Source organism: Marinobacter sp. HL-58 (assembly GCF_001314605.1).
Lineage (GTDB): Bacteria > Pseudomonadota > Gammaproteobacteria > Pseudomonadales > Oleiphilaceae > Marinobacter.
The window spans coordinates 107,220-118,171 of sequence record NZ_LIHP01000019.1 but is presented as its reverse complement, the minus strand read 5'-3'; the positions used below and the strand labels follow the sequence as shown (position 1 = coordinate 118,171).

Annotated in this window: 16 protein-coding genes and 2 pseudogenes; 10 read left to right on the top strand and 8 right to left on the bottom strand. The window is 55.4% G+C overall.

The features are described from left to right. Positions 1-125: 125 nt before the first annotated feature. Genes HLUCCO03_RS17780 through HLUCCO03_RS17770 form a run of 3 tightly spaced genes read left to right on the top strand, consistent with a single transcriptional unit; the run spans position 126 to position 1,914 of the window. Positions 126-554, top strand: coding sequence for a hypothetical protein (locus HLUCCO03_RS17780; RefSeq protein ID WP_027831531.1), 429 nt, complete (start codon positions 126-128; stop codon positions 552-554). An 8-nt stretch (positions 555-562) separates the two neighbouring features. Then, positions 563-1,354 (top strand): galactose oxidase-like domain-containing protein, encoded by a 792-nt coding sequence (locus HLUCCO03_RS17775; RefSeq protein WP_292016762.1) that lies wholly within the window; start codon positions 563-565, stop codon positions 1,352-1,354. Next, positions 1,354-1,914, top strand: a complete 561-nt coding sequence (locus HLUCCO03_RS17770) for a hypothetical protein (RefSeq protein WP_027831533.1) — start codon at positions 1,354-1,356, stop codon at positions 1,912-1,914. The genes HLUCCO03_RS17775 and HLUCCO03_RS17770 overlap by 1 nt, the downstream gene beginning before the upstream one ends. A 96-nt stretch (positions 1,915-2,010) precedes the next feature. On the opposite strand, the gene HLUCCO03_RS17765 is transcribed toward HLUCCO03_RS17770, so the two are convergent. Beyond that, a complete protein-coding gene (locus tag HLUCCO03_RS17765) occupies positions 2,011-2,175 on the bottom strand; it encodes a hypothetical protein (protein ID WP_155939906.1) in 165 nt (54 codons plus the stop codon). A 157-nt stretch (positions 2,176-2,332) separates the two neighbouring features. On the opposite strand from HLUCCO03_RS17765, the gene HLUCCO03_RS17760 reads away from it, so the two are divergent. Continuing rightward, positions 2,333-2,551, top strand: coding sequence for a transposase (locus tag HLUCCO03_RS17760; RefSeq protein WP_197025654.1), 219 nt, complete (start codon positions 2,333-2,335; stop codon positions 2,549-2,551). A gap of 2 nt (positions 2,552-2,553) precedes the next feature. Here the strand turns inward: HLUCCO03_RS17760 and HLUCCO03_RS17755 are convergent, their stop codons facing one another. After that, positions 2,554-2,892, bottom strand: a complete 339-nt coding sequence (locus HLUCCO03_RS17755) for a hypothetical protein (protein ID WP_027831534.1) — start codon at positions 2,890-2,892, stop codon at positions 2,554-2,556. On the opposite strand from HLUCCO03_RS17755, the gene HLUCCO03_RS19445 reads away from it, so the two are divergent. Then, entirely contained in the window at positions 2,794-3,138 is a 345-nt protein-coding gene (locus HLUCCO03_RS19445) for a transposase (RefSeq protein WP_197025655.1), read from the top strand. The two genes, HLUCCO03_RS17755 and HLUCCO03_RS19445, sit on opposite strands and share 99 nt — an antisense overlap. 284 nt (positions 3,139-3,422) lie before the next feature. On the opposite strand, the gene HLUCCO03_RS17750 is transcribed toward HLUCCO03_RS19445, so the two are convergent. Beyond that, positions 3,423-4,460: an IS110 family transposase gene (locus HLUCCO03_RS17750; RefSeq protein ID WP_027831535.1), complete on the bottom strand. Its 1,038-nt coding sequence runs from the start codon at positions 4,458-4,460 to the stop codon at positions 3,423-3,425. A 100-nt stretch (positions 4,461-4,560) separates the two neighbouring features. Here HLUCCO03_RS17750 and HLUCCO03_RS17745 point away from each other — a divergent pair, with 100 nt between their 5' ends. The 3 genes from HLUCCO03_RS17745 to HLUCCO03_RS17735 all read left to right on the top strand — a co-directional run bounded on the left by HLUCCO03_RS17745 (position 4,561) and on the right by HLUCCO03_RS17735 (position 6,911). Next, on the top strand, positions 4,561-4,938 hold the full coding sequence (locus tag HLUCCO03_RS17745) for a transposase (protein WP_027831536.1): 378 nt from the start codon (positions 4,561-4,563) through the stop codon (positions 4,936-4,938). Continuing rightward, positions 4,935-5,270 (top strand): IS66 family insertion sequence element accessory protein TnpB, encoded by a 336-nt coding sequence (gene tnpB, locus HLUCCO03_RS17740; protein WP_027831537.1) that lies wholly within the window; start codon positions 4,935-4,937, stop codon positions 5,268-5,270. The genes HLUCCO03_RS17745 and tnpB overlap by 4 nt, the downstream gene beginning before the upstream one ends. Before the next feature lie 75 nt (positions 5,271-5,345). Further along, positions 5,346-6,911: an IS66 family transposase gene (locus HLUCCO03_RS17735; protein ID WP_027831538.1), complete on the top strand. Its 1,566-nt coding sequence runs from the start codon at positions 5,346-5,348 to the stop codon at positions 6,909-6,911. A gap of 551 nt (positions 6,912-7,462) precedes the next feature. On the opposite strand, the pseudogene HLUCCO03_RS17730 reads toward HLUCCO03_RS17735, so the two are convergent. After that, positions 7,463-7,669 (bottom strand): annotated as a pseudogene (locus HLUCCO03_RS17730) (transposase domain-containing protein); the annotation flags it as partial. A 106-nt stretch (positions 7,670-7,775) separates the two neighbouring features. On the opposite strand from HLUCCO03_RS17730, the pseudogene HLUCCO03_RS19440 reads away from it, so the two are divergent. Together HLUCCO03_RS19440 and HLUCCO03_RS19435 are read left to right on the top strand one after the other, a co-directional pair. Further along, positions 7,776-7,871: pseudogene (locus HLUCCO03_RS19440) on the top strand (ATP-binding protein); the annotation flags it as partial. 77 nt (positions 7,872-7,948) lie between these two features. Then, the gene (locus HLUCCO03_RS19435; protein ID WP_197025656.1) at positions 7,949-8,200 is read left to right on the top strand and encodes a HipA domain-containing protein; all 252 of its coding nucleotides are present in this window, start codon (positions 7,949-7,951) and stop codon (positions 8,198-8,200) included. Between the two features lie 148 nt (positions 8,201-8,348). On the opposite strand, the gene HLUCCO03_RS17720 is transcribed toward HLUCCO03_RS19435, so the two are convergent. From HLUCCO03_RS17720 to HLUCCO03_RS17705, 4 genes are all read right to left on the bottom strand, one after another. Further along, positions 8,349-8,816: a nucleotidyltransferase domain-containing protein gene (locus HLUCCO03_RS17720; RefSeq protein ID WP_081813524.1), complete on the bottom strand. Its 468-nt coding sequence runs from the start codon at positions 8,814-8,816 to the stop codon at positions 8,349-8,351. Positions 8,817-8,826: 10 nt separating this feature from the next. After that, a complete protein-coding gene (locus HLUCCO03_RS17715; protein WP_027831541.1) occupies positions 8,827-9,066 on the bottom strand; it encodes a hypothetical protein in 240 nt (79 codons plus the stop codon). A gap of 257 nt (positions 9,067-9,323) precedes the next feature. Continuing rightward, positions 9,324-9,959: a metallophosphatase domain-containing protein gene (locus HLUCCO03_RS17710; protein WP_027831542.1), complete on the bottom strand. Its 636-nt coding sequence runs from the start codon at positions 9,957-9,959 to the stop codon at positions 9,324-9,326. Positions 9,960-10,003: 44 nt separating this feature from the next. Beyond that, complete coding sequence (locus tag HLUCCO03_RS17705; RefSeq protein WP_081813617.1) at positions 10,004-10,759, bottom strand: 3'-5' exonuclease; 756 nt, start codon at positions 10,757-10,759, stop codon at positions 10,004-10,006. Positions 10,760-10,952: the final 193 nt, after the last annotated feature.

Below are 10,952 nucleotides of genomic sequence, written 5' to 3'. Positions count from 1 at the left end.
TTCGGAGAAAGTGATCTGATCCATGGTGGCAACGAATCCTATGCGGTTGGCGATGGCCGTATTATCGCTGATTTCGAGACTTATTCAGAGTCTCCCTAGTACAAAAATAAAACAGAGGAAAATATATGAACGGTAGTAAAAAATGTCTGTATCGGCCTCTCGCTTTGGCCCTGGCAACGTTGGCACTATCCGCGTGCGGCGGGTCATCAGATGGTGATAGTGACACTGGGTCCGGTAACGCTCCGAATCAAGAAAGCTCGTCTGCTGACAATAACCAGTCGGTCGATTCCTCCAAACCCCAACCGACTTTTAAAGAAGACTATTCGGAAAACGGTTCTTTTAGCGAGCCCTTCGCGGAACCAACAATCATCGTTGATGGTGAGGCGGTAGAAACCGATGAGAAGTGTGTAACGAACGCTGAAGGGTTGGCAGAATGCAAACCCGCAGCGGGCACGCTGGCTCTTCTTGATGACGGCCGTCTTCTTTATCTGAACGCTTTAGAGGGCACCGAGAACGCACTAATGGTGACGAAATTGAATACGAATCTCGTCTGAGCGGATCCTTGAACCAGCCGCGCTGGTATGGCACCAATGTGCTCATGCCAGATGGGTCAGTAATGGTATTTAGTGGTGGTAATCGTGATGGGGTCGTGGCTCCCGGCCTCGAGGGGCCGATCAAAACCGCTGAACGATTCGATCCTGAGGAAGGCACCTGGACCGAAATGGCCTCTGGCATTCGCCCTCGCACCTATCACAATACAGCCGTTTTGCTCCCTGATGGTCGGGTAATGGTCGGCGGTCACTCTCCAATCAATACCGCTTACTTAAGGTTTGTTGACCTGCAAGACTTCGGGCTGGCGCCCTATGACGGAAGGGACCCAAGTTTCGAGATTTACACACCTCCCTACGCTATGCGCAACGATCGGCCAGAAATTCTTGCTGCCCCCGACGCCTTGATGCCCGGTGAGAAATTTACGATCCAGGTGGACCAAGCGGCAGATATCGACAAGGTTCTGCTGATTCGCCGTACCGTAATGACTCACGCGGTTGATAGTGACCAGCGCACCATCGAGCTGCCTGTGCAGAGCCGCAGCGGTCGTAACCTTACGCTCAGAATGCCTGAGGCCAGCAGCGTTGTGCCAGCCGGCAAGTACATGCTATTTGCCAGTAAGAATTCCGACGAAGGGCTCGTGCCTTCGGTTTCTGCTTCGATAACAGTAGAGACTGCAGGTTCAATGCAGTGTACGGCCGGTAACCAGATGCCTGATGTCACTGAGGAGGAGCGTGACAGCCTTTTCGAAAACTTGAAAGACGCTTTGGGTGGACTGGTCCCGGTCCCGCATCAGGAGTCGTGATGAATCAGAATGATAGCAAACTCATATTCCGAAAAGTATTCTCCGGCCTGTTGTACGCTGTGCTTCTGACGATGACCGGGGCGGGGATGGCACACCAAGCCCCGGATTCTGAAGGGGCTCCGGATCATATTATCCAGGCGGCCATTGTGAGTGAGGGTGATGTAGATGCTCTGAGCGCGATGGTGCTTGACGCACCACGACCTGCTCTTATGGTCCGTTATCAGGGGGAGGAGACCTTGGTCGTTTACGACAGTGATAACAATCCTTTCTTGCGCTTCGAAGACAATCGGGTAGAAGCCAACACGCGGAGCAGCCACTGGCCTGCTTTGCCGCAGAGCAAGGGTTATCAGGTCAAGGAAGACGAACACTGGGTGCAAGTGTCCGGTTCGGCCAGTTTTGGCTGGGTAGACCCCAGGCTCTCGGTGGATGAAAATACTTCTCACGATACCGTCAAGGATTGGCGTATACCTGTGCGCCAAGGCGAAGCGGGAATGGACGCAATCACCGGCCGGTTATCATGGCGTTCCGTAACGACACAAAAGGAGAGTGCCCACGATTAACGAGCACCATGTACAGGAAGTCCTTTAATAGACGCTTCCACAGTGTTCCCGGTTCGACAAATCAAATGTCTCGGATCTGGTCCGAGGCATTTGGTTTTAGTTTTTTGCTCGCACATTATTTGATGCGATCAGTTTTGTTTTGCGATAAGCATTTTTTAGCCATTCTTCCAGGGGCTCGGCTTTCCAGTAGCCGATGATTCCAATAAACAAAAGAGCTAAAAAGAATGTGCCGAATCCGACCAAACCTGCGAACATATTCACAAATGGCTCTCCTACAATAATCGTCGTATGCTCAGTTTACCGGGTGTTGGAGATCTGTAAGCAATGGGATGGACTCCTCCTCACCTCACTCCGGCGTCAGCAAGCCATAATGATGGGGGAGGCAAACCACCATCTTGATGGGTGAGGATAATTCCACATGACCATTACCCGAGTTGGCGTCGACATTGCAAAATCAGTTTTTCATGTTCATGGCGTTGACCGTCATGATCAAGTTATCTGGACCGGCAAATACTCTCGCCAGAAATGGCTGGATGCTTTATGCAGACGCGTACCTGTTGGAGCTGAAATCGGCATTGAGGCTTGTGCTTCCTCCCACCCCTGGGCGCGACAGCTCCAAGCCCGGGGTATCATGTGAGACTAGTTGCTGCTCAGTTTGTTAAGCCTTACGTGGAGAGCAACAAGAATGATCGGGTCGATGCTGCGGCCATGGGTCGCCCCCACATGAGATTCTTGCCGGTTAAGGCTGGAGCCCAGCAAGATATCTAGGCCACTCATCGGATTCGGGAAGAATTGGTAGGACAGCGAACAGCAAAGTCTAACCAGATCCGAGGTCTTGTGGGTGAATAGGGAATCGTTGCTCCAGTCGGCATCCAGCAGTTGCGCAAAGCGCTGCCCCGCTGGCTGGAAGATGCTGAGAATGGCCTGACTGATGCCTTTCGCTATCTTTTGAACGGTCTGGCCGAGGATCTTCGTCACCTCGACGACCGAATTTCTTCACTTGACGAACAAATTTCTCAGAGTGTTCAGCAAGACCCCGTCGCAAGCAAGCTGATAACACTGCGTGGCGTCGGGCCATTGACGGCCAGCGCCCTAGCTGGGGCCCTGGGGAATGGAAAAGCATTCCATAGAGGACGTGACTTCGCCGCGTCATTAGGGCTGACGCCCAGGCAACATAGTACCGGGGGGCGAGATCGACGTAAGCGTCCGGTAATCCCATCTTGAGCCTGGCGCTGCCAACGTCAGGATAGTGTCCACTTATTTTCTAGTGGACATATATGGACGTCTCCCCGTAGTCAACGGGTAGCTTGTGATGAAGCGGTGGTTCGCGGACATATATCCGGCGTCTTGATGGCGGCTTTAGCCGCCGCGCCTCGATGAGTTCCGTGCCTTGCCACCTATACACTTAAGCGGTTTGAGTCAACGCTTGTCCACTTTCAGGTTCTGGCAAGGACGGATAACCGGTTGCTTCATCGGGTACTGCAAACTCACAGGGTGAGCACTGCATTTCAGGGTGTTGCAAACGCCTTTCTCATATCGAATGCCTCTCCTTTGGACAAAACCGCCCAAGCCAGTCTGGCCAGTTTGTTTGCCAGTGCCACGACGGCCTTGTTAAAGCCGCGCCGTTCCCGGAGCTGGTTGACCCAGCGTGCCAATGGGTGATCCCAGCCCCAACGGCTGCAACCGGTAGTGATCGCTCGCGCTCCGTGGATAAGCTGGGTGCGGAGGTAGCGGTCGCCATTCTTGGTGATTCCCAAGAGCTGCTGATGCCCACCGCTACTACGCTGTCGCGGTACCAAGCCAATCCAGGCCGCGCACTGGCGCCCGGTGCGGAACTGGTGTCCGTTGCCGATGCGCCCGATCAAGGCCGAGGCGACCAGCGGACCCACGCCTGGGATCGCCTGCAATGCTAGCCAGGCCGGCTGTTGTCTTGCCAAGGCATTGAGCTCCCGGGTCACTTGACGAATGAGATGGTCCCAATGCTTGAGTTCGTCATAGAGCCTGGCAAGGCACTGGCGCGCGACAGGGGATAATCCATTCTCGGCGTCTTCCAGGGCGCCGGGCAAGGCGGAACGCAAAGCGCTCAGGCCAATCGGAAAAATGACACCATACTCACTGGCCAGCCCGCGGATCTGGTTACCGATGGCGGTGCGTTGCTGGACATAGCGCTGGCGCTCCGTATGCAGCAGCATCAGATCCTGCTGAGCCAGGGGCTTTACAGGAACAAAATGGATCCCGGGACGGGTCGCCGCTTCACAGATCGCCAGCGCATCGCCGGCGTCATTCTTGTTCACCCGGACGAAAGGCTTCACGTGCTGCGGCGGGATCAGCCTGACCTGATGTCCCAGGGTCTGGAACAGCCGCCCCCAGTAGTGAGCACCGCCACAGACCTCCATCGCGATGAGGGTTGGCGGCAATTGCCGCATCTCGTCGAGCAGCCGGGGTCGCTTCACCGCTCGGTTGAACAGCACCTTGCCATGCGGACTAAGTGCGCAGAGCTGAAAGACATTCTTTGCCAGATCAATCCCAAGAATCTTAATATCCATGGTGGACGCCTCCTTTATCCTTCGACTTGGACTTCACACACTCAAGTCTGGCGCAATTGACGCCGATTCGGGAGGGGAGGCGTCCATCTCATCACTTACCATGAACGACTTAAGCGTAACCAAGCCCTACCAACGCCGTCGCCGGTTTTCCCGGGAATTCAAAGCCCAGATTGTTGCCCAATGCCTGAAACCCGGTGCCTCCGTGTCCCGAATTTCGCTGGATAACGGTCTCAACGCCAACATGGTCCGACGCTGGATTAGCGAGGCGCGGCGAGCGCCGAAAGCGCCGGCGACAACACCTGGGTTCGTGCCGGTCAATCTGCCAGAGGCAACCTCAGCACCGACCAACCCATCGGCCTCGGACAAGCGTAGCACCATCCGCATCGAGATTCCCCGTGCCGGCGGTGTGGTTGTGGTGGAGTGGCCGGCGGAGCAGGCCCATCAGTGTGCCGCTTTGCTGCGGGACCTGTTGGGATGATCCGCATTGACGAGATCTGGCTGGCCACGGAACCGCTGGATATGCGGGCCGGTCCAGACAAGGCCCTGGCCCGAGTTATTCAGGTGTTTGGTTCGGCCCGGCCCCATTGCGCCTACCTGTTCGCCAACAAACGGGGCAACCGGATGAAGGTACTGATCCACGATGGCCTCGGCATCTGGCTGTGTGCCCGCCGACTGAACCGGGGTAAGTTCCATTGGGGCGAATCCTGGCGCGGTGACCAACTGCGCCTGACCGAGGAACAGTTATCCGCCTTGGTTCAGGGCCTGCCCTGGCAGCGCATTGGCGCTGAAGGCGTTATCTCCATCCTGTAACCACAAGTGCCGTAATGCCGCTATAGCCAGAACCGCGAATCGCTTACGGCTCATGGGCTTGGCATACTACCGGGCATGACTCAGCGCCCTGATATTAACCAACTCTCTGCAGATCAGCTCCGTGCCCTGGCGACGGAACTGATGGACTCGCTGGACGCCAAGGATCAAGCCTTGGGCCGGAAGGATCGAGAGTTGGTGCGCAGCAATGCCATCATCGAGAAGCTGACCCACGAAGTGGCCATTCTCAAACGCCACAAGTTCGCCCGCCGCAGTGAACAGCTCAATGCCGTTCAAGGAAAGCTGCTGGACGAACTGATCGACAGCGACCTGGCTGCCATTGAGGTCGAGCTGGATCAGGCGATGACCGAGGAGGAGAAAGCCACCCGGCCAAAGCAGCAACCCAAGCGTACACCGCTGCCACCAGAACTACCCCGCACCCTGATCCACCACGAACCCGAAAACACCCAGTGCCGCTGCGGTTGTCAGCTCAAGCGCATTGGCGAGGATGTCAGCGAGAAGCTGGATTACGTTCCCGGCGAGTTCACCGTGGAGCGCCACATCCGGGGCAAGTGGGCCTGCGACGAATGCGAAACCCTGATCCAGGCACCGGTACCACCGCAAGTGATCGACAAGGGAATACCTACCCCTGGTCTGTTGGCTCAGGTGCTGGTGGCCAAGTACGCGGACCACCTGCCGCTGTACCGCCAAGAACGCATCTTTGGCCGAGCTGGCCTCGAAATCCCGCGTTCCACCCTGGCCGAATGGGTCGGTGCCTGCGGTGTGCAATTGCAGCCCCTGGTGGATGCGCTGAGAAACGCCTTGCTGGAACACAGCGTTCTGCATGCGGACGAAACGCCGGTCAGCATGCTGGCCCCGGGCAAGAAGAAAACCCACAAGGCCTACGTTTGGGCTTACTGCACCACACCGTTCTCAGATCTGAAGGCCGCTGTTTACGACTTCGCGCCCAGCCGCGCGGGTGAACATGCCCGTACCTTCCTGGGTGACTGGCAGGGCAAGCTGGTCTGCGACGATTATGCTGGCTACAAGGCCGGGTTCGGCAACGGCATCACCGAAATCGGATGCATGGCCCACGCCCGGCGCAAGTTCTACGACTTGCATGAAGCCAACAAGAGCGAGCTGGCCGCCAAGGCCCTGGAATACATCGGCGGACTCTACGAGATCGAACGGGACACCAAAGATCTGCCACCGGATAAGCGCCGGGAAATCCGACAAACCAGAGCCAAACCACTGGCTGACGCACTGCATCAGTGGATGTTGGCGCATCGACAGAAGGTGCCGGATGGTTCCGGCACGGCCAAAGCATTGGATTACAGCCTCAAACGGTGGGAAGCGCTGACGCGCTACCTGGACGATGGCGCTGTGCCCATCGACAACAACTGGGTGGAAAACCAGATCCGACCCTGGGCATTGGGGCGCAGCAACTGGCTGTTCGCCGGTTCACTGCGCAGCGGTCAGCGTGCGGCTGCCGTCATGACGCTGATCCAGTCGGCGAAGCTGAACGGGCATGATCCCTATGCCTACCTGAAGGATGTACTGACCCGCCTGCCGACGCAAAAGAACAGCGCCCTCGACGAGCTGTTGCCCCACAACTGGAAGCCGGCTATACCTGACAAGGTGTGATGGCCGGACGCTTACAGATCGACTGCTCGGCATCAGTAAGCGAGGCGACGGTTATCTGAGGAAGTTGCTGGTCCATGGAGCACGAGCCGTCCTCTGCCGCGTGGACGATAAAGAGGACAACCTAAGTCATTGGATCAAAGCACTTCGGGCGCGGAAGCATGCCAATGTCCACCGTGGCGTTGGCAAACAAAACGGCACGGATGGCTTGGGCGCTGGTTCGCGATGACATGGAATTTGATCCAAGGCTGGCAGCGGCAGCGCTATAAATTGAGAAGGGACCACTCCGGCAAACTTTGGGGAGAAGACCACCACGATTGCAAGGCAGTTTGATTGATGGCGACCAGGTAGAACCGATGCTGGGAAACCCCTGCCGGACGAGGAGCCGACAAGCTCCTGTAAGCGTTTGGGAACCACCATGCGAATAGCCCATCAGGGTCCGATGCTCATCTACAGGGCATCATTATAGAGACCGGATACACGTAGGCAGTCGTACCTTATCATGATCAAACAGAGTGCTTGCAATAGAGGAGGAGTCGATACACGTCCGGCCATCACACCTTGTCAGGTATAGCCGGCTTCCAGTTGTGGGGCAACAGCTCGTCGATGGCGTTGTTCTTTTGCGTCGGCAGGCGGATCAGTGCATCCTTCAGGTAGTCATAGGGATCATGCCCGTTCAGCTTTGCGGACTGGATCAGTGTCATGACCGCCGCCGCACGTTGGCCACTGCGCAGTGGCCCTGCGAACAGCCAGTTGGAACGGTTACGCTGAGCTCAGCATAAAATGGTTTATGAGCTAGCTCAGTCTAGATATACAATCGGATAAACGGAATCCAAAGGCCGGCTTTACCACTGCAGAACCCGTTCTGTGACCTTTGAGGCGAGGGTGGCGGACCCTATTCTCGATCGGCTCTTGTACAACAGCCACAAGCTAAATGTCAGTGGTGAATCCATGAGAAAAAGCCATCGGCAAAATGCATTCCGAACACTTCGAGTGACGGGGGGAACGGTTATCTTGATACCGATTTCGACGTTCTGCTCGTGGAATACCTGCTCCGAGATGTTATTAATACGGCTATCGGAAACACCGACAACCATGACCGTAATACCGCCATTCTCAAGCAGGATGGACTCATACATCTTGCATCAGCTTTCGACTTGGCGCCCATGGAACTCGACCGGGAGGCGGTCGCCCAGTCGACCGTATGGCCAAAGCCTTTCCATCATCCGCGTGGAGTGAATTATGTCGCGATCATCCAACGCCTGGCGCATGATCCAGAGGCGACCACCTAAGCCCTGATAGGCCGGGTTGGGACCTTGGCCGACTTCAGGGCTCGGGCCATCGACAAAGGCCTTCCGGAATCAGTTCAGATCAGCCCACTAATCCACCTGGATAGTTTCAGCTCAGTAGCGGAAACCATTCAGGGACAGTGGAATGAGGTCAGGACTGACAGACAATGATGCCTTCCCGGGCAATGGTCAGCAAAATAGTAGGATTGGAATAAGCTTCTGGCTCGTACCATTCAATTTCCCAGACTGGGAAAGGCTGAATCCGAATACCGGTCTGGAGCAGCACTTCGTAGGCGAGACCAGCCATGGCTAGTTTCGTCTCGACAAAATTACCGGGCTCTCCACGCAAAATTACTGCTACATCAGCATCGCTATCGGGCTGGTAATCACCACGGGCCCGGCTGCCAAACAGAATCAGTTGGGCGACTTTGTACTGGTCACTTAGCAGCTCGCCAAATGCCAGCGCCGCCTCCCGGATATTAACCTGACCTTCCATCACGTCCTGCTCTAAACCCACGGGCTCCGCCTGCTCCCATTCCAGTAGCTCTGGGGGCACGGGCGAACCGGGGTCGCATTGAACAAGAAGCTCTTCGAGCGTGTACGTTTTTCTCTCGGACATAAAATTGCCGTTATCTCAAATTTCCCCGCCGCCCGAGAATCACTGTGACAGGGATTGTTTTGTCTCTGTCCCCAGTGAACTTGTCTACTGCTGAGTACTCGCCATCCCATTCCTGAGCTTTCCGGTATCGAACCACGTCCAGGGTTTTTAGATCGACAATATCGTCATAGCCAGTCTCATAACCCTCGACAAGAACCGTTGATTCTGGCGGCAACGATTTCAATCGCTCTATCAGTTCTACAGCGGTCATGTTTTTCCTCACGGGTATGCACGTCTTCAATATCAAGAATAACCACCGCTATTCAGGTGGTCCAGGTAAGCTCGTACTTCATCACCTCGACCGCTGGAGACGAGATCTTCCGGTGTTAAATTGCCGAGGGAAGGAATCTCTGTCGTCCGATACCAGGTCCAGGCTGCGCTTTCTGAGCCAGCCCAAGGCGCGACTTGCCGAATAATGTCTTTCGCTTCCTGTTCCAGAGCCTCAGTCATCATCCTTCGGTCCTCCAACTAATCAAGATCCAGCACAATCGGTGGATTGGTAGGCTTGTATCGGACGGTGCACGTGCTGGCGTTAATAAGCCGCATTGCGCCTCGCATGTACTCACCGTAACCCTCGTGGATGTGGCCGAAGATATGTGCCCGCAACGATAGCTGGTCGATTCGGTGCAACAGATCAATGCATCCAGCGTTGAAACAGCGGAAACCCAGAGACACCTCGTCGCCGATATTTTTCGGTGGCCCATGGGTAATCAATACATCGGTGTTATCCGGAATAGTCTTCCACTTTTCATGCAATGGCTGCCCCCGATCCAGCATAAACCACCAGTCCTCGAAAGACGGCGTCCAGGGCGAACCCCAAAACCGAACCCCTTCTATCTCAACACCACTATCTTCCAGATAAACTGCGTTGGTCAGAGCCTCCCGCGCCAGATCCGGCGTTTCCTGAAATGCTGCGTCATGGTTGCCAGCAATCAGGATCTTGTGACGGTGGGGTAGAGTGCCGAGCCAGGTATTCAGATCCTCTACATCATCCAGAGTGCCTGCCCCAAGGCAATCACCTGCGTGGATCAGAACGTCGCCGTCTGGAATCCCCGGGATTCGGCGATGTAAAGAATGAGTGTCAGATAGACAAACAATTTTCATTCATCGGATCCCACATCCCGAAACAAGTCGTCAAAGCTCTCACCTTACCTTTCTCCCAGTTCACGCGTCACCCTGGCCGTTTCTGGATTGGGTCTACGCGGTTTTCCGAGCATGTTTAACCGTCGCGCCTTTGCTCGGGTGGCCTCGTCCATAGCATCAAGGCTAATAATGCGCTCCGACGAGACACTGCCTTTCAGGTGCTTGATTCCAGGATGCGTCACTAATTCGGTCTCGAGCGACCAGTCCATAAACGGAAGCAGCCGCACGATATTCCGCGCATCATCTACACCCCGATGATGACGACCCTCAAAGTCCAAATTGTGGAATGCCAGCGCATGGGCCAAACCATTTTTTTTCTTCTGACCTGTAGTGCGACGCCAGATCCGTTTCAGATTTAGATGCGGATACGCCATAAAACGCGGTGTATGCCCATGTTTTTGGCTCTCAGCCAGCACATGCAGGCGATCGTAGTTTCCCCAGCTGCACCAGATGAAGTCTTCAGAAGGTTGGCCAAGCCATTGGTCGAGGGCATCAATGATTTCTCGGTAAGACGGCTCGTCGTCCACCATTGATTGGGAAATGCTCGTCAATTCCGTACAGAAGTCACTAAGCTCCGGAAATCTCGTGGGGCGCACCAGAAAGGAACGGCTATCGAGCAACTTTCCCGCCCGAGTCGCCAATGCACAACCAAATTCAATGATCTCCATGTTGTGAACGCCCTGGGGCTCGCCGTCTGGCGTCGTTCGATGCTTCCAGCAGGTGGCCTCCAGATCGACGACCAACAATGTTTCGTCATGCACTTCTAGATTCCCCTTCACCAGTGGGACCGACGAACTCTTCAGTATGAAAAGTACCATAGCACTAATTTTACCAGACCTTAAAAAGTACTCACCTGTGGCTTTTCAGGCCTTCACAGTGCCGAAGCGTCGCGTAAGTGACCCGACTTTACCGTCGCTCAGAGCTTCACGCCCAATTCCGGTCTGAACTGTGTTA